This window comes from Streptococcus oralis, from assembly GCF_001578945.1.
In the GTDB taxonomy this organism is placed as follows: Bacteria; Bacillota; Bacilli; order Lactobacillales; family Streptococcaceae; genus Streptococcus; species Streptococcus oralis_Q.
In genome coordinates, this window is record NZ_KQ969550.1 from 53,773 (window position 1) to 76,751 (window position 22,979).

The 22,979-nt window shown below is 44.5% G+C and carries 25 protein-coding genes; 7 read left to right on the forward strand and 18 right to left on the reverse strand.

The window, feature by feature from the left end:
- The 8 genes from SORDD16_RS00220 to SORDD16_RS00255 form a co-directional block, all read right to left on the reverse strand.
- Positions 1-714, reverse strand: a 714-nt coding sequence (locus tag SORDD16_RS00220) for a UDP-N-acetylglucosamine--N-acetylmuramyl-(pentapeptide) pyrophosphoryl-undecaprenol N-acetylglucosamine transferase (RefSeq protein WP_061451879.1), incomplete at its 3' end; no start/stop codon positions are given.
- A 1-nt stretch (position 715) separates the two neighbouring features.
- Positions 716-2,068 carry a UDP-N-acetylmuramoyl-L-alanine--D-glutamate ligase gene (gene murD / locus SORDD16_RS00225; protein WP_061451880.1) on the reverse strand — a complete coding sequence of 451 codons (1,353 nt, stop codon included), beginning with the start codon at positions 2,066-2,068 and terminating at the stop codon, positions 716-718.
- Positions 2,069-2,168: 100 nt separating this feature from the next.
- Positions 2,169-2,813 (reverse strand): ABC transporter ATP-binding protein, encoded by a 645-nt coding sequence (locus SORDD16_RS00230; protein ID WP_061451881.1) that lies wholly within the window; start codon positions 2,811-2,813, stop codon positions 2,169-2,171.
- Position 2,814: 1 nt separating this feature from the next.
- Positions 2,815-4,836: a bacteriocin-associated integral membrane family protein gene (locus SORDD16_RS00235; RefSeq protein WP_061451882.1), complete on the reverse strand. Its 2,022-nt coding sequence runs from the start codon at positions 4,834-4,836 to the stop codon at positions 2,815-2,817.
- A gap of 71 nt (positions 4,837-4,907) precedes the next feature.
- Positions 4,908-5,207, reverse strand: coding sequence for a lactococcin 972 family bacteriocin (locus tag SORDD16_RS00240; protein ID WP_061451883.1), 300 nt, complete (start codon positions 5,205-5,207; stop codon positions 4,908-4,910).
- Positions 5,208-5,495: 288 nt separating this feature from the next.
- Entirely contained in the window at positions 5,496-5,900 is a 405-nt protein-coding gene (locus SORDD16_RS00245) for a PaaI family thioesterase (protein WP_061451884.1), read from the reverse strand.
- 69 nt (positions 5,901-5,969) lie between these two features.
- Positions 5,970-7,451, reverse strand: a complete 1,482-nt coding sequence (locus tag SORDD16_RS00250) for a UDP-glucose--hexose-1-phosphate uridylyltransferase (protein WP_061451885.1) — start codon at positions 7,449-7,451, stop codon at positions 5,970-5,972.
- Between the two features lie 18 nt (positions 7,452-7,469).
- On the reverse strand, positions 7,470-8,648 hold the full coding sequence (locus SORDD16_RS00255; RefSeq protein ID WP_061451886.1) for a galactokinase: 1,179 nt from the start codon (positions 8,646-8,648) through the stop codon (positions 7,470-7,472).
- A 164-nt stretch (positions 8,649-8,812) separates the two neighbouring features.
- Between SORDD16_RS00255 and SORDD16_RS00260 the strand changes: the two genes are divergently transcribed.
- A complete protein-coding gene (locus SORDD16_RS00260) occupies positions 8,813-9,817 on the forward strand; it encodes a LacI family DNA-binding transcriptional regulator (protein ID WP_061451887.1) in 1,005 nt (334 codons plus the stop codon).
- A gap of 164 nt (positions 9,818-9,981) precedes the next feature.
- On the opposite strand, the gene SORDD16_RS00265 is transcribed toward SORDD16_RS00260, so the two are convergent.
- The 3 genes from SORDD16_RS00265 to SORDD16_RS00275 all read right to left on the reverse strand — a co-directional run bounded on the left by SORDD16_RS00265 (position 9,982) and on the right by SORDD16_RS00275 (position 12,641).
- Positions 9,982-11,025: a zinc-binding dehydrogenase gene (locus SORDD16_RS00265; protein ID WP_061451888.1), complete on the reverse strand. Its 1,044-nt coding sequence runs from the start codon at positions 11,023-11,025 to the stop codon at positions 9,982-9,984.
- Positions 11,022-11,378, reverse strand: a complete 357-nt coding sequence (nmlR, locus tag SORDD16_RS00270; protein ID WP_061451889.1) for a stress response transcriptional regulator NmlR — start codon at positions 11,376-11,378, stop codon at positions 11,022-11,024. The genes SORDD16_RS00265 and nmlR overlap by 4 nt, the downstream gene beginning before the upstream one ends.
- A 108-nt stretch (positions 11,379-11,486) precedes the next feature.
- Positions 11,487-12,641 (reverse strand): low temperature requirement protein A, encoded by a 1,155-nt coding sequence (locus tag SORDD16_RS00275; protein WP_061451890.1) that lies wholly within the window; start codon positions 12,639-12,641, stop codon positions 11,487-11,489.
- Between the two features lie 171 nt (positions 12,642-12,812).
- On the opposite strand from SORDD16_RS00275, the gene SORDD16_RS00280 reads away from it, so the two are divergent.
- The 5 genes from SORDD16_RS00280 to SORDD16_RS00300 are packed head-to-tail and all read left to right on the forward strand — an operon-like array spanning position 12,813 to position 16,172.
- Positions 12,813-13,781 (forward strand): ROK family protein, encoded by a 969-nt coding sequence (locus SORDD16_RS00280; RefSeq protein WP_061451891.1) that lies wholly within the window; start codon positions 12,813-12,815, stop codon positions 13,779-13,781.
- A gap of 17 nt (positions 13,782-13,798) precedes the next feature.
- Positions 13,799-14,299: an RbsD/FucU domain-containing protein gene (locus tag SORDD16_RS00285; RefSeq protein ID WP_061451892.1), complete on the forward strand. Its 501-nt coding sequence runs from the start codon at positions 13,799-13,801 to the stop codon at positions 14,297-14,299.
- Entirely contained in the window at positions 14,289-14,879 is a 591-nt protein-coding gene (locus tag SORDD16_RS00290) for a sugar O-acetyltransferase (RefSeq protein ID WP_347230200.1), read from the forward strand. Before SORDD16_RS00285 ends, SORDD16_RS00290 begins: the two co-directional genes overlap by 11 nt.
- Before the next feature lie 54 nt (positions 14,880-14,933).
- Entirely contained in the window at positions 14,934-15,737 is an 804-nt protein-coding gene (locus SORDD16_RS00295) for a Cof-type HAD-IIB family hydrolase (protein WP_061451894.1), read from the forward strand.
- A 39-nt stretch (positions 15,738-15,776) separates the two neighbouring features.
- The gene (locus tag SORDD16_RS00300) at positions 15,777-16,172 is read left to right on the forward strand and encodes a VOC family protein (protein ID WP_061451895.1); all 396 of its coding nucleotides are present in this window, start codon (positions 15,777-15,779) and stop codon (positions 16,170-16,172) included.
- A 130-nt stretch (positions 16,173-16,302) separates the two neighbouring features.
- On the opposite strand, the gene SORDD16_RS00305 is transcribed toward SORDD16_RS00300, so the two are convergent.
- The 3 genes from SORDD16_RS00305 to SORDD16_RS00315 are packed head-to-tail and all read right to left on the reverse strand — an operon-like array spanning position 16,303 to position 19,169.
- Positions 16,303-17,067: a carboxymuconolactone decarboxylase family protein gene (locus SORDD16_RS00305; RefSeq protein WP_061451896.1), complete on the reverse strand. Its 765-nt coding sequence runs from the start codon at positions 17,065-17,067 to the stop codon at positions 16,303-16,305.
- A gap of 26 nt (positions 17,068-17,093) precedes the next feature.
- Complete coding sequence (locus tag SORDD16_RS00310; protein ID WP_061451897.1) at positions 17,094-18,305, reverse strand: multidrug effflux MFS transporter; 1,212 nt, start codon at positions 18,303-18,305, stop codon at positions 17,094-17,096.
- 18 nt (positions 18,306-18,323) lie between these two features.
- Positions 18,324-19,169 (reverse strand): aldo/keto reductase, encoded by an 846-nt coding sequence (locus tag SORDD16_RS00315; RefSeq protein ID WP_061451898.1) that lies wholly within the window; start codon positions 19,167-19,169, stop codon positions 18,324-18,326.
- A gap of 115 nt (positions 19,170-19,284) precedes the next feature.
- Between SORDD16_RS00315 and SORDD16_RS00320 the strand changes: the two genes are divergently transcribed.
- Positions 19,285-20,133, forward strand: a complete 849-nt coding sequence (locus SORDD16_RS00320; protein ID WP_061451899.1) for a LysR family transcriptional regulator — start codon at positions 19,285-19,287, stop codon at positions 20,131-20,133.
- 553 nt (positions 20,134-20,686) lie between these two features.
- On the opposite strand, the gene SORDD16_RS12235 is transcribed toward SORDD16_RS00320, so the two are convergent.
- From SORDD16_RS12235 to SORDD16_RS11460, 4 genes are all read right to left on the reverse strand, one after another.
- Entirely contained in the window at positions 20,687-20,881 is a 195-nt protein-coding gene (locus SORDD16_RS12235) for a ferrochelatase (protein ID WP_128973443.1), read from the reverse strand.
- A 176-nt stretch (positions 20,882-21,057) separates the two neighbouring features.
- Positions 21,058-22,041, reverse strand: coding sequence for a Gfo/Idh/MocA family protein (locus tag SORDD16_RS00325; protein WP_061451900.1), 984 nt, complete (start codon positions 22,039-22,041; stop codon positions 21,058-21,060).
- A 255-nt stretch (positions 22,042-22,296) separates the two neighbouring features.
- On the reverse strand, positions 22,297-22,539 hold the full coding sequence (locus tag SORDD16_RS11455; RefSeq protein ID WP_347230199.1) for a TetR-like C-terminal domain-containing protein: 243 nt from the start codon (positions 22,537-22,539) through the stop codon (positions 22,297-22,299).
- The gene (locus tag SORDD16_RS11460; protein WP_241733934.1) at positions 22,500-22,844 is read right to left on the reverse strand and encodes a TetR/AcrR family transcriptional regulator; all 345 of its coding nucleotides are present in this window, start codon (positions 22,842-22,844) and stop codon (positions 22,500-22,502) included. The genes SORDD16_RS11455 and SORDD16_RS11460 overlap by 40 nt, the downstream gene beginning before the upstream one ends.
- Positions 22,845-22,979: the final 135 nt, after the last annotated feature.

Genomic DNA, 22,979 nt, shown 5'->3' on the forward strand with positions numbered 1-22,979 from the left:
GTCAACACGAAAGAGATTTTGACTCAACTCATTGAGGCTAGAATCTCCAGTGAGATTGATAATATTGTAGCGTTCGGTCAGTTCTTGCTTATGATCTGTTACCAATTTATTAAATACACGAGCTCCTGCAGAACCACCGACAAACAATACCGTTGGCAATTTAGGATTAAAGTGGGTTTGGATATCCACCAATTCATCTGGTTCAGGAGTTTTTTGGTCTGAAACCTTGGTCACTGCTCCCACATGCTCAACTTTTACGAGACCAGCAGCCTGCTCAAATGTTGAATACATCTTGGTCGCAAATTTATAGGCAATTTTATTGGCCAAGCCCATAGACAGGTCCGATTCGTGAATAAAGACTGGCACTCCTGACACTCGCGCTGCAATAACCGGCGGTACAGAGACAAATCCTCCCTTTGAAAAAAGAGCCTGTGGACGCAACCGTAACATGATAAAGAGGGATTGGACAATTCCCCAACTAACTTTGAAGACGTCCAGCATATTTTGCCATGAAAAATAACGACGCAACTTCCCAGTCGCAATGGAGTGGAAGGTCACATTCAAGCCTGACTTGAGGATTTCTTGGTGTTCGATTCCGTGTTTATCCCCGATATAATGAACTTCCCAGCCGTCTTCAATGAACTTAGGCATTAACAAAAGGTTGAGGGTGACATGTCCAACCGTCCCCCCGCCTGTAAAGACAATTTTTTTCATATTATTCCTTTAACTCCGCTACTGTGTCGATAAAGAGGTCGCCACGTACTTCAAAGTTAGCATACATATCCCAGCTAGCATTGGCAGGGCTGAGAAGAACCACGTCTCCTTGAGTCGCGAGCTCATAAGCCTTGCGGGTCGCATCTGCAATATCAATCGCATCCACATAAGCCACACCAGCCTTATCCGCTGCCCCTTTGACACGCTCAGCAGACTGACCGAGGATGACCATCTTCTTGAGCCCTGTAATATCTGGCACCAATTCGTCAAACTCATTGCCCCGGTCCAAACCACCTGCAATCAAGATGACCTTACTATTGTCAAATCCTGACAAGGCTTTTTGAGTAGCCAAGATATTGGTTGACTTGCTATCATTATAGAATTTGACACCCTGAATTTCATCCACAAATTGGAGACGGTGTTTGACACCACCAAAGGCTGAAAGAGTTTCCTTGATGGTTTGGTTATCCACACCACGGAGCTTGGCTACTGCAATGGTCGCAAGGGCATTTTCCACATTGTGGCTACCTGGAACTCCAATTTCATCAGCTGCCATGATCACTTCCCCACGGAAGTAGAGTTGACCGTCTTCCAGATAAGCTCCATCAACCTTTTCAAGTGTTGAAAATGGAACAACAGTGGCTTGTGTTTTGCTAGCCAATTCTTTTGCCAAGTCTTGGTTAAAGTTCAAGATAAGAAAATCATCCGCTGTCATCTTGTTTTGGATATTCCACTTAGCTGCCACATACTCCTCAAAAGAACCATGGTAGTCGATATGAGTTGGCATGAGGTTGGTAATGACTGCAATCTCAGGATGGAATTCTTGAACGCCCATCAGTTGGAAAGAAGAAAGTTCCATGACGAGCGTGTCCTTAGCTGTCGCAGTTTGAGCCACTTGACTAGCAGGATAGCCGATGTTCCCTGACAAGAGACCGCGTTGACCAGCAGCAGTCAAAACTTCCCCAATCATAGTCGTTGTAGTTGTTTTCCCATTTGAACCAGTGATACCGATAATCGGTGCTTCCGAAATCAAATAAGCCAATTCCACCTCAGTCAAGACTGGAATCCCCTTTGCCAATGCCTTTTCAATCATGGGATTGCTATAAGGGATACCTGGATTTTTCACCATAAGGGCAAAATCTTCATCCAAGAGCTCCAAAGGATGCCCACCAGTGACAACCTTGATTCCCTCTTCTAGCAAGCTTTGAGCAGCAGGATTTTCCTCAAAAGGCTTGCCGTCATTTACTGTCACAATGGCACCCAGCTTGTCCAGCAAACGGGCCGCAGACTCACCAGACTTGGCCAAACCTAAAACAAGTACTTTCTTATTTTTAAATTGATCGATTACTTTCATGTCTCAAACTCCATTTCTACTCCTACTATTTTACCATTTTTATGGAAATAAAAAAGCCACAAAGTACATTTGTGACTCTTTCTTCTAGTTTAACCTTGCCTTACCCTCCATGAGATAAATCAGTAACTTGAATCACTTGATCTACTTGTTTCCAGATAAGTGGGTTGTGGGTCGCAATAATAATGGTTCTATTGGGATTTTTCAAGGACTCCAGAATAGAAAGTAGCTCTTCTGAATTTTTAGGGTCTAGTGAAGCGGTTGGCTCATCTGCAAGAATCAAAGGAGGATCTTTTAAAATAATTTTCGCTAGTGCAACACGTTGTGCTTCCCCTCCTGATAACTCAAAAATAGGTTGCTTTAAATCTAAATAAGAGAGGTTAACACGCTCTAAAGCTTGTTTCATCAAAGAGATTCTCTCTTTGTCTTTCAGCTTTTTACCAACTAATCCAAGATTGAGATTTTCCCTGACTGTCTGGCTTTCAATCAAGCCAAAATCCTGAAATAGATACCCCAGATAATCTCTAAAGAAAACAGAGGGCTTGATATCCTTGAGAGAAACACCATCATAAATGATCTCTCCCTTATCATAAGGCTCTAGTCGTCCAATCATATTCAAGAGTGTTGTCTTGCCACAGCCACTTGTGCCAATCAAGGCATAGATTTTCCCACCTTCAAACTGAAGATTGGTATCCGAAAATAGTTGACGGCTTCCAAATTTTTTAGATATATTCTTTAGTTCAATCATCCTATTTTCCTTTCATAATGGTCATCGAAACACGAGATTCCTTCTGTGCTTGACGGTAGAGAGTCAGTATAGCACTAACGAGAAAAACTGATAAGGTTACAAGCCCAATCACCACATCCCGACTACGCCAGATAAAGAGGCTTGCACCGAGGATAAAACTAGCAAATTGACTAATCATATACTGAGCGTGTGTTTCAAAAAAGCGCAAGCCTGAGATGCGTTTAATCAAAATCTCGCGACGGAATTGTTCAAAATAAAGAAGATTCACAGAATAAAAGAGAAGTAAAGAACTCGCGATTCCAATAATAGCTCCTAAAATAAGGGTTAGAGTTTCTGTTTGAACTTCATAGTAACGTGCGAGGTAAACACTTCGTCCCTCCTTGAGATAGGATACTTGATCATAAATTCCTGCATTTTTCAATAGTTTAATCCCGTCTTCATATCCTTTGACAAAGATATTCTTACCAGCATTGATAGACCAACTAGATAAGGATGTAAAACTATCACCTGTAGAAGTTGGCGTGAATACCACTAAAATCGGATCCGTCAAATATTGAGTGGATACGGGGTTCTCACCGTTATTATAAACAAACCGCTTTTCTCCCATTGACAGATAGCTAACGTGCGCTTTCATCTCATAATCCAAAGGAGCACTTGCCTCCTCACCAGATTTTCCATAATAACTCAATCTTTCTTCAAAGAGTTTTTTTAGTTCTGCTTCTTGAGAGCGTAAATGTTCTGGGAGCAAGAGGACAAACTCACCTTTTTGGAGATGGGCTAACTTCTGTTTGGTCTCAGCATCTACCACGACCTTTTCCTTCTCCAAATAACTGGGGCTAACATAGAGCGTATTAGCATCTGGACTATAGGTATCCAGTGTCTCTCCCTGTTCATTTTTTCCTTGTGGATTGGCAAATTGGAGCAGATTATCCTTTACATAAAGAGCTTGTTCTTCTTCGATTGCTTCCTTGGCAAAGGCATACCACTTGCTCTGATTTTCTGCATCTTTTCCTCTATCACCGAGCCCAAAGGAAATCTGATAATAATCTGCTCGGTCTTCCCATGCTTGCTTGGACAGTTGGAGTTCCTGTAAACGCTGGTAAGAAGTTAAGCCAGTCTTGACTGCATAACCTACTGTAAAGACAGCAACCAACTGACACAGCAAGGTCAAGGTCATCAAACGTTTGAGAGGCAAACGTCCTTTGAGTACAGGAACCAAGACCTTGTAGCTCAAGCTCATCAAGTAGAGCAGGCTCAGTAGGAGCGAAATTCCCAATAAAAAGAGAAGATAAAGCCCCACTCCGATACTAAAGGTTGCTAAAAGAACAGGATAAAAGAGCCCTTGGCTGATGAGGACAGCACCTCCCACTATAAGGGATAAAACCCCAGCTAAGCAAAGCCACTTGACATCATCGTATAGGGCACTTCTCATAATGGACAAGAGGGTCTGTCCTGAAAAGAGCTGAATCCCTGCAGCCCGCATCTCCTTCACCCGAGTGATGATCACCATGGCAAAGAAAGCTAATCCAAATATAGCTAGACTAATCAACAACAACGGATTTAAAGCAATCCAAAAAGCTAGAAGATATGGGGGAGTTTTGCGATCTACAATCGCTTTATAACCTAAATCATCTAATTTTGCAGCTAATTTCTCCTTGGTCAATGAACCCGATAAGAGGAGGTAGCTATTGAGAGGATCACTCCGTTCTCGGCTCTCTTGACTGGCTACTTGAAACTCTTTGGGTAAGTTTCCTTGTCCATAAGTTGCATAGGTGAAGTTGGTCCTTCCATCCTTACTCGGCTCTACTATCCGTCTAGCTATCAAACTCTGCTCCGAGCTTGCAAACTTCTCCAACTCTCGCTCAAACTCCTCACGAGTCGGCTCTTGTGCCCCTTTTTTAACACGTAATAAAGATACGGAGTCGTAACTAGTATAGAGATACTGAGGGGCACGTAAGATAATGATCCAAATGAAGAAGCAACTGAGAAAAATAGTAGACAAACAAATAAATAGTTTCTTCATAGTAGACTCCTCATAAAAGAATGATTCCCCTTGTACGAGCTACAAGGGGAACGATTTAAATCAATGAACGATTAGTCATAATCATAGTAAAATCCTACTTGTTCTCCCCATTTGGTCCAGATCCATGCGTAGGAGGTTTTTCCAGCAGGAGCTTCTCCTTTATCAGAATGACTATCCCATCTGCTCACAATGGATGAATAATGGTATTTTTTACCATGGTAGTAATTTGAAAAAGCCCATCCTCCTCCAGAACCCTCACCATAGGTCCAAACACCACCATCAGGATACCGCACTGCGGCCGATACAGCCCCCATCAGTACAAAACTTGAAACAAGAATGAGAGTAAGTAATTTGTGTTTTTTCGTTTTCATTTCTTTTCAATTCAAGCACACCCAGAGTGACAAGAGGATAAATTAAAACCTCCTCCCAATTTAATTTTTGAAAACGCTTTCCTTTATGTTTATGGTATCACTTTTATCATAGTTTGTCAATAAATTTTACAAAAATATTTTAACAATTTTATCTGTCTAAATTTTAAAAAAATTCCATTAAAAAGAAAAGGATATTTTCCAAAATGTCAACAAATCAATTTGACCTGCACCCAAAGAATTAGGCTTCTTCTATCTAACTTTGGAGCAGAACAGGTCAGTTCTTTTGTTCTATATTCTTACCTGTCTCTCTGCTGTTCTCTGTCCTGTGACAAACATAGTAAAGGTGGCCTTACAGACATTTCTGCCTTCTTGATTGGTGATATCGACATCGACGACACAAGTGGTACGTCCTTGGTGGACGCATTCTCCTTTAATGGTCAGTACATCGTCTAGTTTTCCTGCTTTGAGGTAGTTGATAGAGGACTGGAGCGTCACTCCATCAAGCCCCAGCGAGATGACCACCAAACCACTAATCTGGTCACAAAGGGTAAAGAGATAGCCACCATGGGCATTGCCATAGTAGTTGAGCGACGAGTCCACCACTTTCGTCGTCACCACAACATGACCGTCTCTCATTTTCTCTATTTCGTAATTTTCAAAGGCAGATATAGCGTCAAAATGAAAATCTTTCATCGTTTCCTCCTGAGTTTTCAAACGACCCCATCATACTACTTTTTATAGGACTGTGCAAGGAGAAAGCTCCTAGTCTGGCAAAATTCCGACCTGTTCTACAAAGCGCATAAAGGCTACCTGTCCTTGTTCCGTTTGCTTGTAAACTCCTGCGTCCTCCAGAACACGCGCAAAGATAGTACCCACAGAGTCTTTGACGATTTCAAGGGCTTTTTCTTTATCTGTTAATCCTGAATGGTGGGTTTTGAGTTGGTCTGCCCATTCCTGATGATAAGTGGCAACGGTATCACCATCTCCCACGAGGTAGCTAGCAACTTGCTCCACTTCTGCTTTCAGACGTGGCGGTAGGATAGCCAAGCCCATGACCTCAATCAAGCCGATATTTTCCTTCTTGATATGTTGGACATCCTTGTGGGGATGATAGATGCCATCAGGATGCTCTGGCGATGTCTGATTGTCCCGCAAGACCAAGTCCAACTCAAACTGTCCATCGCGTTTACGGGCAATAGGTGTGATAGTGTGATGCGGTGTCCCGTCTGTTTCTGCTAAAATCTGTACTTCAGAGTCTGAATACTGACGCCATTCCTGCAAAATCTTATCAGCCAAGTTGATCAATTTCTCTTTGGAATCCGAGGTCAAACGTAGCACCGACATAGGCCACTTGACAATCCCAGCCTTGACCTGCTCAAATCCATCAAAACAGAAAGTCTTTTGCAGAGGAGCCAATTCCATAGGAAACACGTGACGGCCTCCCTGATAGTGGTCATGAGTTAGAATAGACCCTCCCACAATCGGCAGGTCGGCATTAGAGCCCGCAAAATAGCCTGGAAACTGCTCTACGATCGCCAGCAGACGCTCAAAACTCTGACGACTAATGGCCATGGGACGGTGCTGGCCGTCTAAGAAGATACAGTGCTCATTAAAATAAGCATAGGGCGAATACTGGAAGCCCCACTTCTGACCCGCCATTTCAAAACGGATAATACGGTGGTTGCTACGAGCAGGGTGGTTAACCCGACCATGGTAGCCCTCGTTCTCTAAACAAAGCTGACACTGGGGATAATTGCTAGCTTGCACCGACTTGGCCGCCGCTATTTCTTTTGGATCCTTTTCAGGCTTAGAGAGGTTGATGGTAATCTCAAGTTCTCCGTAGTCAGATGGGACACGATAAGCGATATTTTTAGCAATGGCCTTGAGTTTGATGTAGTCGTTTTTCTGACTGAGTTGGTAAAAATCTGCTATTGCCTGTTCGGGAGATTGGGCATAAGTTGCCCAGAAATCACGATTGACCTGACTTGGACAAGGGGTTAGCAAATCCATGAGTTCAGCACCCAGGATTTCACGCGCAGTCTGACTATCCTCAATCGTCTCTAATCGAACCGCCTCCTCGACCAACTGGTCCTTGAGGTCAATCAAGTCATCCAACTCAGTCTCAACTTCTAAAACACCTTCACCAACCAATGCCAAGACACGATTGGTCAGGTAGATTCGATCCATTTCCTCAAAGCTACTTTCAGCAATGACGTGTGTTACAAATTGTTCTACTAAGGTCACTATAAAGCCTCCTTTTGACTAGTCAAGGACGCGAGTGCCACCTGCAACTTCAGCGATATAGAAGCTTGGAGCGTATCCAACGACTTCCTCGTAGTGCTTGCCTACAGCTTCCTTAAAGGCCTCAACGGCATCTTTTTGAACCAAGGCAATAGCACAGCCACCAAATCCTGCCCCTGTCATACGAGCACCAAGAACACCTTCCTGAGCCCAAGCAGTGTGAACAAGGGTATCCAATTCCAAACCAGTTACTTCATAGTCATGTTCAAGAGAAACGTGTGACGCATTCATCAAGCGACCAAATGTTTCCAAATCTCCTGCTTGAAGGGCTGCTTGTGCTTTGAGGGTACGTTGATTTTCAAGCACAGCATGACGAGCACGTTTCAAACGATTTTCATCTTTAATCAGATAGCTATATTGGTCAAAGGCCCACTCATCCAACTCACCCAAGGTCTGAATATCCAAGGCAGCTTGCAATTCTTCCACTGCTTTTTCACACTCAGCACGACGTTCATTGTACTTAGAATCTGCCAGTTCACGGCGTTTGTTGGTGTTCATGATGACAACAACATTGTCCTTCAAATCAAGCGGCACCAAGTCGTACTCCAAGGTATTGGTATCTAGGTAAATAGCACGTTGGTCTGCCCCCATACCGATAGCAAACTGGTCCATGATACCAGAATTCACTCCGATAAAGTTGTTTTCTGTTTGTTTTCCGATTTTGACCAAATCCAAACGGTCTAGTTTTAAATCAAAGAGATGCTCTGCCACGACCCCTGTCAAAAGTTCCAAGGATGCTGAAGAGGACAAGCCAGCTCCATTTGGGATATTCCCATAAACATAAAAATCAAACCCTGTATCAATCACGTGCCCAGATTCTTGCAAGAAATGAAGAACCCCTTTTGGATAGTTGGTCCAGCTGTGCTCTTTTTCAAACTTGAGGTCAGCTAGAGGCACTTCGATAATGCCCTTGTCCTCAAAGTTAGCTGAGTAGAAACGCAAGACTTGGTCGTCACGCTTGCGAGCTGCACCGTATGTCCCCAAAGAAATAGCCGCTGGAAACACGTGTCCCCCGTTGTAGTCTGTGTGTTCACCAATCAGATTGATACGCCCTGGTGAAAAGAAAGTTTGGTCTGCTTCTTGACCAAAAACAGCAAGAAAGTCCTTGCGAAGAGCTTCAGTAGTAAGATGTTGTGTCATATGAATTCTCCTTTGACTGTCCGTTAAGCCACCTTAACGTGTAATCGTTTTCTTCTATTGTATCCAAGGCTTTTGCCAAGGTCAATCCTTTTTACTGAATTTTTACTAAACTATCAGTAAAAAGTAGAAAAATATGATATACTAACCTAAAAGGAGGAGGATTTATGGCTACCTTAAAAGACATTGCACAGCTAGCCTCTGTCTCTATCGCGACCGTATCTCGTGTCCTCAATCGCGACCAGAGTCTGTCTGTTACTGAAGAAACACGTCATCGTATTTTAACTGTCGCTGAAGAGCTGGGCTATACTAAGCATCTCAAGACAGGCGAATCCCACAAACCCAAACAAAAGATTGCCATTATCCAATGGGTCAGCGAACAAGGGGAGTTGGACGACCTCTACTACTATCAAATCCGTCTCGGTATTGAAAAACGTGCACAGGAGTTGGATTACGACATTCTGCGCTATTTCAACGATCAACCCTTTACCTTGAGCGAGGAAGTGATTGGCATTCTGTGTATCGGAAAATTCAGCCGCGTACAAATTACTTCCTTTGAAGAATACCAGAAACCACTTGTCTTTCTGGATAGCGATACCTTGGCACTTGGGCACACTTGCGTCATTACGGACTTTTGTACAGCTGTCAAGCAGGTTGTCGACCATTTTCTCAACCAAGGTTTGGACAAGATTGGCATACTGACGGGAATTGAAGAAACAACTGACCAGACAGAGGTTATTCCAGACCAGCGCTTGGAACACTTCCGGCACTATACAAGCGAAAAGGGTATCTATCAGGAAACCTTTATTTTTCAGGGACAATTCACAGCCCAATCTGGCTATGATCTAATGAAAAGAGCCATTCAAACCCTAGGAGACCAACTTCCCCCAGCATTTTTCGCAGCCAGCGATAGTTTAGCTATCGGCGCCCTCCGTGCTCTCCAAGAAGCTAGCATCAGCCTACCAGACCGCGTCAGCCTCATTTCTTTTAACGACACCAGCCTGACCAAGCAAGTCTATCCTCCTCTCTCTAGTATCACCGTCTATACTGAAGAGATGGGACGTATCGGCATGGATATTCTTAACAAAGAAGTCCTACACCGAAGGAAAATCCCAAGCCTCACTATGCTCGGTACTCGACTAACCCTGAGAGACAGCACCAAAAATGGATAAGAAGAGCTTGGGACAAAAGTCTCACCTTAAATATAAAAAGCGAACAAAGATAGTTTTCTGACAATCAGAATTTTTTCTTGTTCGCTTTTTTAATTTCATTTACCAAGTCTAAGAATTTATCGTATAGAATTCCTAAAGTCAAATTTTTTTTCCCAGCCTCTTTGCTACTCCACTACCAACATAGACTTGATGGACTTGCGGTTGTCCATGTCTTTGTAGGCTTGGTTGATGTCTGAGAGCTTGTAGGTATTGGTAAAGACCCGTCCTGGGTTGATAGCACCGTCAAGGACAGCTTTAAGGAGCTCATCTTTGACATAAGTGGTAACAGAGGCTGGTCCTCCACCCACGATGGTATTTTGGGCGAAGGTTGAACCTAGCGGTGTTTTTTCGTAATGAGGCACACCGACAAAGCCGACTCGGCCTCCATTGTGGAGTACACCCAGAGCTTGGTCGATGGCCGCTTCGGTACCGACACATTCCAGAGCGACGTCTGCACCGTTGCCACCCACGATTTCACGAACCTTGGCAATCCCTTCTTCGCCACGTTCTGCCACTACTGCTGTCGCACCAGATTCCAAAGCCATCTCTTGGCGGTCCTTGTGACGGCTCATCAAGACAATCTGAGAAGCCCCTCGCATCTTGGCAGCAATAACAGCACATTGGCCAACGGCTCCGTCACCGATAACGACCACCCGGTCACCCGATTTGACATCGGCCACACGCGCAGCATGGTAACCTGTCGGCATAACATCTGCCAAGGTCAAGAGGGATTTAAGCATGCCTTCAGTGTAGTCAGACGGTTGGCCAGGAATTTTAATCAATGACCACTCCGCATGTTGGAAGCGAATATACTCGGCTTGGACCCCACCTGAGAAGTTATCTCTGCCCAGATGGCGGTCACAAGAGCCGTCAAATCCGGCACGGCAGGCATCACATTGGCCACAACCATGCGTGAAAGGTGCAACGACAAAGTCCCCAGGTTTTACAGTCGTTATGGCATCGCCGACTTCTTCGACAATCCCAATAGCTTCGTGACCACTGTTACCATGGCCTTCTTCGATGTCAGGATTGCGGTAGCTCCATAGGTCAGAGCCACAGACACAGGTGCGTACAATCCGGATAATGGCATCATCTGCCGCCTGCAGTTGAGGGCGGTCAATATCTGTCAGACCGACTTGGCCTGCTTTGGTGTAAATAGCTGATTTCATTTAGCTGTCTCCTTTTGATAGTATGTAATTTTATGGTCCAGTCGACCAAGGGTAGTCTCTAATTCGCTGATGCGCTGGGCGAGCTTGTCTCGTTCATCCAGCAAGATGTCTAGGCGAGCAGATTTTGTGGCATCTCCCTCTTGATAGAGAGCCATGTAGGCTACCAAACTCTCTACTGAAACACCCGCTGACCGAAAGCACTTGACGAATTCGAGCACTTCCATGTCGGACTCCTGAAAGTCACGGATGCCCGCAGCCGACCGCGTGATGGGCGGTACCAGCCCAATGCGTTCATAGTAGCGAATGGTATCGGCAGATAGTCCCAGTTCTTGACTGGCGGATTTGATGTTCATATCTAGCTCCTTTCCAGTATCGGACGACGGTTTTCATCACTTGACTCTTCTATTATAACTCTTAGAGTTGACTCCAAGTCAAGTATTTGCCTTCAGAAAATGAAAACTTTATGAAAAATCGCGCTCATTTGCAGTAACGTCTGGATGAGGTATCTTGTTTTGCTCCCGAACACGCCTACGGTAATACATCCCTGTCCGAGTCAAAGCCCGAGAAAGTCCTGCTAGGATCAGACCAAGAATGGCTATCTGTTGCCCAAACAGATAGAAGAGACCGGTCGCTAGTAGTAATAACAGACCGTATTGGGCAACCACACGACGATCCAGACGGTAGAGTTCGATATTATAGTGGGAAGTAGACAGTGTCCCAACGAAGAAAGCCAGAATGGATAGCACAAAGAAATGCAGACCTAGATCATGATGGTGGCTGTCTTTTAAGAATTCCAAACCAACCGTAAAGAAAAGGAGGCTCGCCACAATGACATAATGGGCGTAAGAGAGAGCTTTAACGGATACTCGTTGGTGGTGATTGATATTGACAAAGGTCTGAATGATATAAAAGACAAACATGAAGCCCAAGCCCATAAAGAGGGTCAAGCCTTCCCAAAAGTTTTGGGACAGGGGATAGGTTTTAAGCACAGCAATGACACTCTCCCCAAAAGTGATAATGGTCAAGAGCTGACAACGTTCCAAATAATGAGGGAAATTCATACAAATGGGGCGCTTTTTCGAGTTTAAAAACAAAGGCACCACTAGTGGTAGGTAGTAAAGAGGCAGAGCATAAACCGAAAAAGGCAGAAGATCTAAAGCCCTAGGGAGAACTGCTAGCGCATACACAGCCAGTAAGACAATGGATAAATACATGTCCTTGTTAAAGCCTAGCTTTCTCCCTTTTAGAATATACTGCAGGGCAATGGTCCCATAACTCAAGATCAGAAGGCTATTAAAATTGAGCGGGTTTTCCCAAAAAGGCTTGAGACTTGTCGGATCAAAGGTGATGGATAAAGCCAGATTTCCCACAAAGAGCATAAGGGCAATGACCGTGTAGATGTCAATCTGCCTCGAATCGCCGTATTTATTGTAGTAAAAGGCTTCTTGATTCCAGACATTGAGCATAACGATAATGGTAGTCAAAAAGTAAAAAATATGTTCCAACTGAACCTGAGGCACATGAATGGCACTGGTTAGCTGACTAATGGTCAAGACAAAGGCCAAGTCAAAAAAGAGTTCATAGTTGGAAACACGTTTGGAGCGAATGGGTGTCATGAGGATTCCTTTCTTTTTTCTTTTATTGTAACACGTCAGGGATCAAATGGCTATCAGAACTCCTGCAACTACCGTCCAAGATTTCAAATAATCATTTATTTTTCAAAAAAACTTGTCCCAAGAACGAAAAAATGCTATACTAGTTTCATCAAGTTGTGACGAAAGTGAAAAATGGCAAAAATTAGAGATTTAAAAGAAGACAACATTCAGCGAGTCAGGACCTGCTTTTATCAAGGTGGCAACTGGACCAAGACTGATTTAGCCCAGCAAACTGGGATTTCTCTGGCTGGGACCACCAATATTTTACAAACCTTAGAAGCTAGTGGGGAAATTTGCTTTATCGGCAATGCCAGCTCAACAGGTGGTAGAAAGTCCAAACTCTATCAGTTAAGTACGGATTTTGCCCATATCGGAACGATCCTCCTCAGTCACCCCTTTGACCAGTATCAGATAGCAACGCATGCCTTTAATCTTGCTGGGGAAACCGTGTTTGAAGATCTTGTCACCAGTAAAACAGGGAGTCTAGCAGAAATCTACCAAGCGGTTAAAAGATTGTTGGAAAGCGACCCCTTGATGCAAGTCTTGGTACTCAGCTTTCCGGGTATCATTGGCACTCATGGGGAAATCCTATCTTCGGATTTTACGCATTTAGAGAAAAGCCAACTGCTGACAAGCCTGTCAGCCTTGACAGACCTTCCGATTTTGATTGAAAATGATGTGAACTGTGCGGTACTCGCTTATCAAAAAGAGCATCCAGACGATGACAACCTAGCCCTTTTCTACCAGCCAGATAGCGACTTTGCTGGGGCTGGGCTAGTTGTTGACGGGCGCTTGCACCGAGGCAAACAGGGCTTCGCTGGGGAGGTTGGCTACCTCAACAAAAAAGGAAAAGCGACAAAAGAAGAACTTCTTCTACAAATCACAGCCCTTACAGTTGTCTTGGCACCAGATGCCATTGCCTACTACTGCCCCTCACTTGAAAAAGATATCCAGATGGCAGACACAGGCATTCCACAAGCTTTTCACCCCAGACTGGAACGCTTGACCCAACTAGACACTCTGGTCTTGCAAGGCGGACAGGAATTGGGTCGCCTGCATCTCTTGAATAGTCAAAGACAGACATCAGCTAACCTCTGTTAACATCAAGGAGAACCGTTATGAAAAAACGCATTTTAAATAAGGACTTAGCAGCCCTAGTGGCTGAACTTCGCCATGGCGAGATGATTTTTATCGCTGATGCAGGCAGTGGCACCTCAGCCAAGGCCCTGCATCCCCTAGGCCCCTCTGTCCAATACATCGACCTAGAGGCCGTTACGGGCTGTCCTTCCATGCAAGCCATCGTGGATGTTCTCATCGAGGTGGGGGATTTCGAAGGCGTCCTGGTGACCGAGGAGATGTTGACACTCAACCAAGCAGATTATCAGTTTTTAGTGGCAAAGCTAGGACAAGAAAACATCCATACCATGCCTTATATCCCAGATTACTATGAGATGCGAGACCGCTGTAAAGCCGTCGTGCAAACTGGCGATTATGGGGTGCATGCCCAATGCATCTTGATTGCAGGCTACCCTAGCGCAGACATTCCCCTAGACTGGCTAAAGTATGGGATTACACGACAAGGCCTCAAAGAAGCGCAAAAGGAGAAGAATCATGACTGAAAAAGAAAAAATGCTGGCTCAGCAACTTTACGATGCCAATTATGACAAAGAAATCCTAGAAGAGCGAACAAGAGCCAAGGACCTCTGCTACGACTACAATCACTTGCGTCCTTCAGATGAGGTAGGGCAACACAAACTCATCCAGCGATTACTAGGCAAAACCAAGGAAAATTGTTGCATAGTCGCTCCCTTTTGGTGTGACTATGGTTACAATATCGAGATTGGGGAGAATTTCTTTGCCAATCACAATACCGTCATTTTAGACGGAGCCAAGGTGACCTTTGGTGACAATGTCTTTATCGCCCCCAACTGTGGATTTCATACCGCAGGTCACCCGATTGATGCCGACAGGCGAAATCAGGGCTTAGAATACGCCTATCCCATCAGCGTAGGAGACAATGTTTGGATTGGAGCTGGGGTGCAGGTCATGCCAGGCGTCACTATCGGAAACAATGTGGTTATCGGTGGTGGTAGCGTGGTCGTCAAAGACATCCCAGACAACAGCGTCGCCGTCGGTAACCCCTGCAAGGTTATCCGTGCCATCACAGACGACGATAAAAAAACGTCTTGGGATAGATAGAGTTCCGGTTGCTAAGCAGTACTGAAAAATCTCAATCTTTAAAGGAGACAACGGATGGATATCAAAGTTATCGCCACCGACATGGACGGCACCTTCCTCAACAACCAGATGGACTACGACAGAGCCCAATTCGCCCAATTGTTTGACAAAATGCAGGCAAAGGGCATTCGTTTTATCGCCATCAGTGGCAACCAATATTACCAAATCGAGAGTTTTTTCGAAGATTACAAAAAGGACATCACCATCGTGGGAGAAAACGGTGCCTACTTCGTCGAGAAGGGCCACTTTCTCAAAAGCTATACCTTGCCTAAGGAAGTGGTCAGAAGCGTTTTAGACTATTTGGAGGAACACCACTTGGATCACGAATTCGTTTTGAGCGGTGAAAAAACGGCTTATATGCATGCCAAATCAGCGCCCGAGGCCATTGCCTTTTTCAAAAAATACTATACCAAACTCCAACTGGTCGATTCTTTCGCTGTTCTGCCTGATGACCAATTTTTGAAGTTTTCCTTCAACACCCCAGAAGAGGTCACCTATCAGATTATCGATGACCTCAAGGCACTCTTGGGGGATGTGATTGATGCGACCACCAGCGGTCACGGCAACATTGACATCATCGGAAAAGGCAAAAATAAGGGGGCAGCCCTGCAAGAACTCTTGGACAGGTGGCAGCTATCTAGCGACAATCTTTTGGCCTTCGGGGATGGGGGTAATGACCATGAGATGTTGGCGCTTGCTGGCTACTCCTACGCCATGGGCAATGCTCCCCAAGCTACCAAACAAGTCGCCAAATTCCTTGCCCCTAGCAATGATGAAAACGGTGTCTTAAGCGTCATCGCCCACTACCTCAACCAATAAAAAAGAGTGACAAGCCGTCACACCAGAAAGGAAATTATTATGACAATTGCAATCGAACACGTCGGCGTCTGGGTCAAAGACCTGGAAAAAATGAAAACCTTCTACCAAACCTACTTCAAGGCGACAGCCGGCGAAAAATACCACAACCCAAGAACTGGTTTTTCTTCTTATTTTCTCAGTTTTGCGGATGGTGCCCGCTTGGAACTCTGCCACCGCCCGGATATTGTTGCAGGGGACAAAGACACCTTTGGATTCACCCACTTGGCCATCGCAGTTGGCAATGAGGCCGACGTTGATGCCTTTGCTCAGCGTTTTGAAATCGACGGCTACCCCATCCAATCCGGCCCACGTACCACAGGGGACGGCTATTACGAAGCGGTGGTTTTTGACCCTGAAGGCAACCAACTCGAACTCACAACCCAGTTGAAGAAATAGCAGCAATTAAAATGCTCTCTAGCAAAACAAAGAGTCCCCCATCATCCGATATCTGATGATGGGGACTTTTTTTAACGGGCTTCGTGGAAAACAAAGCTAACACAAATTGCCATACAATTTGTCTCACTTCCTACTCCTGTGCTTTCAGGTAATCTTCCTCGGACACCGGCTCCTGCCAAGTCGTTGCAGTCGCTTCACCAGGAATTTCAAAGGCTAGATGAGAAAACCACTGGTCTTTGCTGGCCCCATGCCAATGTTTGGTATTAGCAGGAACAGTAACGGTATCCCCAGGGAGCAGTTTAAGGGCTGGCTTACCCCATTCTTGATAATACCCTTCGCCACCGACACAGATGAGCAACTGCCCTCCACCTGATTTAGCCTTATGCGTATGCCAATGATTGCGACACCCAGGCTCAAAGGTCACATTAAAAACAGGGAAAGCCTCCTCTGCAATTGGCTCCAAGTAAGACTGGCCACTAAAGTAATCTGCAAAAGCTGTATTTTTTTCACCGATGGGAAAGAAAAGTGTCGCTTGATAAGCCTCTTTATCGCTGGCTTTGTCTTCTGCTTCTTCGACATGCCAAATCTTTTTGGCCAGATTGAAAACCGCCCATGCTTTAGGCCACCCCGCATAAAAGGCCGTATGGGTAATGATCGCTGCTATTTCCTTTTGGCTAACCCCCTCTTTTTTGGCATTTTCCAAATGGTGCACCATGGCACTATCCGTTATCCCCTGAGCCATCAGAGCGACAACTGTGATGATCGCCCGTGTCTTTAAAGGAATCGTCGTATCATTCCAATTTTCACCAAAGAGAACATCGTCATTGAAATGAGCAAAATTCGGAGCAAAATCTCCCAAGAAATCTCGTCCTGCCGTTTGTTTTATACTTGTCATATCTTATTTCCTTTCATTATTTGCAATCAAATCGACTTAGCTTGACCAAAGCAGACACTTTTTGGGGTCTGTGGAACATTTTTGGCTACCAAGGTCGTCAAGAAGGCGAGGGCAACAGAGACCAAGATGATGGTCACCATAGCGCCAGGGTGGCCGTTCGTCGCTGCAAAACTTGCCAAAAGTGCTGACGAGAGAATTCCACTCCCGTATTGGAGGGAACCGAGTAAGGCCGAAGCGGAGCCTGTCATCTCATCAGAGACAAAGGCCAGAGCCGCCGCATTGCTACAGGCAGCGATGATCCCATTCATGCTAAAGACGAAAAAGACAGGGATGGCCAAGGTCCAGATACTCGAACCATTGCCCAGATTGAGGCCCCACAAGGCCAGACTAGCTAAGAGAGCGATGACGCTAGCGCAACGCAACAAGAACCTCAGTGAAAAACGCTCCACCAAACGTCTGTTAAAGAGATTGAGCCCAACAATTCCTAAGACATTGACCCCGAACAAAAAGCCGTAATCCTGTTCAGGCACATGGAAATAGGTGATGTAAACCGTGGAAGAACCTGTGATAAAGGCATAGGCGCCCACATAGTAAAAGGTTACACAGAGCGTGTAGAGCATAAAAGAGCGATTGGTCAAGAGTTGCCCGTAGTTGCTAAATGACCTTAGCAGACTCATGTGTCCTCTTTTTTCTTTTGGCAAGGTCTCAGGCAAGCGGTAAACCCCATAGAGCATGAGGAGCCCAGCCAGCGCCATAAAGTAAAAAATCACATGCCAACTCGTAAAACTAACGATAAAGCCACCGATAAAGGGGCCTAGGATAGGGGCCACTGCTGCGATAATCATGAGGGTCGATAGCACTTGGGCAGCTTCGCGACTGTCAAACAGGTCGCGACTCATGGCCCGACTCAACATTGGCCCCACGCAGGCTCCAAAAGCTTGAAAGACCCGCCAGATGATAACTTGAGTCATATCCGTCGACAGGGCACCCCAAAAAGACCCAAGAATAAAGACCACAAGCCCTACATACAAAGGGATTTTCCGCCCGATCCAGTCACTGATAGGCCCCCAGACCAACTGGGCTAGGGCAAAGCCTACCAAAAAACTGGTCACCGTCAACTCCACTTGTCCACCCAGTTCTTTTTCCATAGTGGGCATAGCGGGCAAATAAACATCCGTCGACAGTGAGGTAAAGGCCATGAGTAGGCCAGAAATGATAAGAAAGGATTTGTTTTTCATGGTTCTCCTTTTACCTGTTTACTTATCGGCTAGCGTCATAAAGAACTCCGCCGTCTCAGGGTCTTGATGGTCAAAGAAAAGCGATTTTTCCTGATCCAGAGCCGCAATAGCCTGCATGTCCTCCTCGGTTAATGCAAAATCAAAGATATCAAAGTTTTCCTGCATGCGTTCTTTGCGGACTGACTTGGGAATCAGGACCACGTCACTTTGCAACAAAAAACGCAGAGCGACTTGGGCGACTGACTTGCCGTATTTGTCACCAATCACTTTCAAGACAGGGGTGTTAAAGAAGTCATTGCGCCCTTCGGCAAAAGGCCCCCAAGACTCGATCTGGCAATGGTACTTATCCAAATAGCTTTTGGCTAACTTTTGCTGTTGAAAGACATGGGTTTCGATTTGGTTGACGGCAGGCTTGATGTCTACAAAGTGCTGCAGATCAATGAAACGGTCTGGAGAAAAGTTAGAAACCCCGATAGCTCTTACTTTCCCAGCCTTGTAGGCTTCCTCCATGGCTCTGTAACTGCCATAGTAATCGCCAAAGGGTTGGTGGATGAGCAAGAGGTCGATATAGTCGGTTTGCAATTTGCGTAAGGATTCTGCGATAGAGGCCTTGGCTTTCTCATAACCCGCGTTGGTGATCCAGATCTTGGTCGTGATGAAGAATTCTTCGCGTGGCAAACCAGAGGCCTGAATGGCCTGACCGACACCTGCTTCATTGCCATAGGCTTGGGCCGTATCAAAGGAGCGATAACCGACCTCAATAGCTTCAAGAACAGCCTGTTTTGTTTCATCCACTGGGGTTTGGTAAACACCAAAACCAAGTTGGGGCATTTTGACATGGTTATTTAAAGTTTTGTAGAACATATTTGTGAACTCCTGTATTCTTTTGATGTTTCTAGTTTACAACGAGACTCTCATATTGTACACTAGTAATACAGGAAACTAGTTTTCAAAAAATGAAAACTAAAAGGAGGACGACATGCTAAACTTAGAAGAACTGGAGCAACTGGTTGCCTTTAAAGAATTAGGTACCCTATCCAAAGTTGCAGAGAAATTTCACATTTCAACCCCCTCCCTTTCTCGTGCCATGCAACATGTAGAAGAAGATTTTGGCGTGACTCTTTTTGACCGTACTGCCAACCGCATTGCACTAAATGAAACAGGGGAAGTTGCAGTCAGCGTCGCTCGTCGAATCTTGCAAACCAGCCAGCAGGGCATTAAGGAAGTGCACCAATTTGACCAGAGCCTCAAGACCATCCGTGTCGCTTCTGTCGCTCCAGCCCCACTCTGGGAATTGCTTCCTCAGCTGAGTGCTTCTTTTCCCCACAAGCACCTCCACCAACAGATTGGAAAGGAAGGAGAGGTCTTGGCTAGCCTGGAAAATAAAACGGTTGATTTGGCCATTCTCCCCTATCCCTATGAGAAAGAGGGAACTCACTGCTTGCCCTACCTGAAAGAAAATCTTTTTATCGCCGTCACAAAAGACCATGCCCTAGCTGATTATGACCAGATGACCTTTCATGACCTCAATGGCTACAATTTCCTCCTCATGAATCAGATTGGTTTTTGGAACGATTTGGTGCATGAACAGATGCCAGCTTCCAAGTTTCTGGTTCAAACCAACCGCTTTGAATTCGAAGAATTGGTTCAGCATTCCAACCTCCCACGCTTTACCACCGATTACAGCAAAAAGATGCATCCGATTAGAGACGACCGCATAGTGATTCCCATCAGTGACCCGCAAGCCCAGGTCACCTATTACCTCGTTTCTACAAATCCAGCTATCAATCTTATACTCAATGAAAATCATCAACAAACTAAGGAGTGAGCTGCAGGCTGTACTTGGGCGCGACAAGACGACGCTGACGTAGTTTGAAGAAATTTTTGAAGAGTATAAGCTGTTTTTTATTTTCACTATTTGGGTAAAGATAGGGGGATAGAGCAGCAGTTCTATCTACCATAGATTTCAGTGAGTATCCATATCTCATATGAATAATTCCGGCTCCATACAAAAATGAGCCTGGGATAAAAAGATTTTGATTTTAGGAATTCTTTATTCTAAATTTTTAAAATCGATAGATTAGACAAAAAAGCGAACAAGACCGAATTCTGAATGTCAGATAACTCGTTTTGTTCGCTTTTTATATTTAAGGTTAGACTTTTGTCCCAGCCTCATTTTTGTCAATCAATCCTACTTCTTCTAGAATCTACTCTGTATCCTCCTCAGGTACAGCCAGCTTACCAAAACTCTTTCAATAGTGGACATACACCCCCATTCAGGTCTTTTCAATTGTTCGTAAGAAGAGTTTTAAGCAAAGGAGAATCCTTATCGGTCATTGACGACCCACGTATAGACGACAGCCAGCACCTCACAAAGCTCCCTACCTTCTAAGAAGAACCTCAAGATGCTCACTGATAAAAACTATAAGCAGGACAATATAATGATCTGAACGTCCGGTTTTATACCGATGATGCTCCAGCACGTTAGGCTTTATCCAAGGAAGGCCAGTGGCACTTTTACTCTGCCACATATTGGTGTATTGATTTTCTGTCAAGCCTAAAATTGCTACAATCAATCAGCTATTGTCATAGTATGATCGATATACGGAGTTCTTATCTTTCCATTCAATTCTAACTCTCACTATTGTTTATACAAGATAGAAAGAGATCCTTTCTCATGTCAATCGATATCAGTAGTCAAATACTTTTGAAAGTTATCTCTTTCGTTGCCTTCTATATGAATAATATGGCTTTATTCTTCCTCTGGATAAATCAAGCCCCAGTCTTTTCGTAACTGCGTCATGAGTGCCATCACATCTCGGCTATAGTTCAGGTAGAGCTGATCTTCTTGCCCAGAAATGGCCGCTTCCATATCTAAAACTTCATATTGAAGTGCTTTTGCAGTTTCTCCAACCTCGATGATCTCCTGTGACCCATCTTCTGCATAGGTAATCATGGCTTTCTGACCACGAGGATACTCATAAATCTCGATATAGCCCTTGTCAAAAGCAATCATGCCTCGCTTTGGCTGTTTGGCATGTAAGCTGAGAGTGACGGTCGCCATTTCTCCCTCTTCATTTGTCAAGAGAATACCTGCCTGCTCATCTACTCCTGTTGGAGCCAGCTTAACTTGTGACAGTATTTGAGTGGGCTGGGAAGTCATAAACCAGCGGACAAAGGAAAGTGCATATACACCGATATCCAGCAAGGCACCTCCAGCCAAGCTTCGATTGAAGAAACGATTGCTCATGTCATAGTCCTTATAGGAACCAAAATTCATCTGAATAACCTTTAGAGATCCCAGTTTGCCACTTGTCACTATCTCATTGAGCTTACGATAGAGAGGCATATGAAAAATGGTCATAGCTTCTGCCAATAGAACCTGATGCTCCTCCGCCAGTTTAACAGCCTCCTCTAACTCTTCACTATTGAGGGTAATGGACTTCTCACAAAGCACATGTTTACCCGCAGTCAGTGCTTGGCGTAGGTACTGAATGTGAGTATTGTGCGGAGTCGAAATGTAGATAATGTCTACTTCGGGATCCTCAAAAACATCATCGATTCTCTCATAGACCTTTTCAATTCCGTATTTTTCAGCAAATGCCACTCCCTTATCATAGGTTCGATTAGCAACCGAATAGAGTTTTCCTCCTAAGGCTTCCAAAGCCTGCGCCAGTTCATTGGCAATCACGCCAGTTCCGAGACTCGCCCATTTATACTTGATTGTTGTTGCCATTTTTTACTCCTTTTTCCTAGTCTCTCCAGTATAACACAAGTTTTCTGTATGTCTTTCATTTTTCTATACTTGTCCTAAATCTAACTCAGCCGCCTTTGGTTGCTCTTTTTCTTGAATCTTGTCAAGTCTTTAGTTCCTGTTAGACTTTATATCCATCTGCTAAGAGATTCTCTATTAAAAATAGTGACTCACACAACCGATTGCTCCTGCTACAAATATCTTCATCTGATTTTCCCTTTCTAAACGATTTCCAGACTATTTTTCCTTAAACCATTCCATCCCCGGTGAATCAAGAATAATCTTCGTCAACTGTTGTGGAGTTTCCTGTGCACCATTGACAATCCAGTCCACGATAAGCCCTGTCAAGCCAGATACATACATAGTGACAGCATAACGTTCAGGCATATGATAGGCATCCACAATTATAGTACGCGACCGAGGCGTTGACTCAATCATACCTAAAAGAAAGGTACGGATATTGTCCGAAAAATGAAACATCGGATTCTGGGCAATCTCAGAAAAAAAGAAATATTTTCCCTGAAGTAGAGTAAAACCTCTTCAAGTCTTTCCTGTTGGTTGAAGGTCTCTTTTCTCAAAATCGTGCGAACAATTCTTAAGGTTTCTTCCCTTAATTGCTCTAAAAAATCTTGTTTGTCTAAATAATGAAGATAGAAAGTCGAACGATTCACTCCCGCCTTTTTTGTTAATTGGCTGATAGAAATATCCTCTACACTTTTGGTTGCTAGGAGCTGAATAAAAGCTTCTTTTATATCTACTTTGGTTGTGGTTTGTCTTTGTTGCATAGCTACTCCTTATTTCAACATCTTGTTGTCGTTTTTTATTATAAGCCATTCTCTAAATATGTCAATAGGCTCCTGACTTGATTCAACAAAAAGGAAAAAATGGCGTTTTTTGAATTTCTTCCATTATTTCAACAG

Excerpts from the sequence above, each read along its gene's own strand:
- SORDD16_RS00310 (WP_061451897.1), bottom strand. The coding sequence starts at position 18,305 with ATGAAAAACAAATCCTTTCTTATCATTTCTGGCCTACTCATGGCCTTT.
- SORDD16_RS00245 (WP_061451884.1), bottom strand. The coding sequence starts at position 5,900 with ATGAAAGATTTTCATTTTGACGCTATATCTGCCTTTGAAAATTACGAA.
- SORDD16_RS00300 (WP_061451895.1), top strand. The coding sequence starts at position 15,777 with ATGACAATTGCAATCGAACACGTCGGCGTCTGGGTCAAAGACCTGGAA.
- SORDD16_RS00325 (WP_061451900.1), bottom strand. The coding sequence starts at position 22,041 with ATGGCAACAACAATCAAGTATAAATGGGCGAGTCTCGGAACTGGCGTG.
- SORDD16_RS00320 (WP_061451899.1), top strand. The coding sequence starts at position 19,285 with ATGCTAAACTTAGAAGAACTGGAGCAACTGGTTGCCTTTAAAGAATTA.
- SORDD16_RS00240 (WP_061451883.1), bottom strand. The coding sequence starts at position 5,207 with ATGAAAACGAAAAAACACAAATTACTTACTCTCATTCTTGTTTCAAGT.
- SORDD16_RS00255 (WP_061451886.1), bottom strand. The coding sequence starts at position 8,648 with ATGACACAACATCTTACTACTGAAGCTCTTCGCAAGGACTTTCTTGCT.
- SORDD16_RS11460 (WP_241733934.1), bottom strand. The coding sequence starts at position 22,844 with ATGCAACAAAGACAAACCACAACCAAAGTAGATATAAAAGAAGCTTTT.
- SORDD16_RS00265 (WP_061451888.1), bottom strand. The coding sequence starts at position 11,025 with ATGAAATCAGCTATTTACACCAAAGCAGGCCAAGTCGGTCTGACAGAT.
- SORDD16_RS11455 (WP_347230199.1), bottom strand. The coding sequence starts at position 22,539 with ATGTTTCATTTTTCGGACAATATCCGTACCTTTCTTTTAGGTATGATT.
- SORDD16_RS00260 (WP_061451887.1), top strand. The coding sequence starts at position 8,813 with ATGGCTACCTTAAAAGACATTGCACAGCTAGCCTCTGTCTCTATCGCG.
- murD (WP_061451880.1), bottom strand. The coding sequence starts at position 2,068 with ATGAAAGTAATCGATCAATTTAAAAATAAGAAAGTACTTGTTTTAGGT.
- nmlR (WP_061451889.1), bottom strand. The coding sequence starts at position 11,378 with ATGAACATCAAATCCGCCAGTCAAGAACTGGGACTATCTGCCGATACC.
- SORDD16_RS00275 (WP_061451890.1), bottom strand. The coding sequence starts at position 12,641 with ATGACACCCATTCGCTCCAAACGTGTTTCCAACTATGAACTCTTTTTT.
- SORDD16_RS00235 (WP_061451882.1), bottom strand. The coding sequence starts at position 4,836 with ATGAAGAAACTATTTATTTGTTTGTCTACTATTTTTCTCAGTTGCTTC.
- SORDD16_RS00280 (WP_061451891.1), top strand. The coding sequence starts at position 12,813 with ATGGCAAAAATTAGAGATTTAAAAGAAGACAACATTCAGCGAGTCAGG.
- SORDD16_RS00305 (WP_061451896.1), bottom strand. The coding sequence starts at position 17,067 with ATGACAAGTATAAAACAAACGGCAGGACGAGATTTCTTGGGAGATTTT.
- SORDD16_RS00315 (WP_061451898.1), bottom strand. The coding sequence starts at position 19,169 with ATGTTCTACAAAACTTTAAATAACCATGTCAAAATGCCCCAACTTGGT.
- SORDD16_RS00285 (WP_061451892.1), top strand. The coding sequence starts at position 13,799 with ATGAAAAAACGCATTTTAAATAAGGACTTAGCAGCCCTAGTGGCTGAA.
- SORDD16_RS00230 (WP_061451881.1), bottom strand. The coding sequence starts at position 2,813 with ATGATTGAACTAAAGAATATATCTAAAAAATTTGGAAGCCGTCAACTA.
- SORDD16_RS00295 (WP_061451894.1), top strand. The coding sequence starts at position 14,934 with ATGGATATCAAAGTTATCGCCACCGACATGGACGGCACCTTCCTCAAC.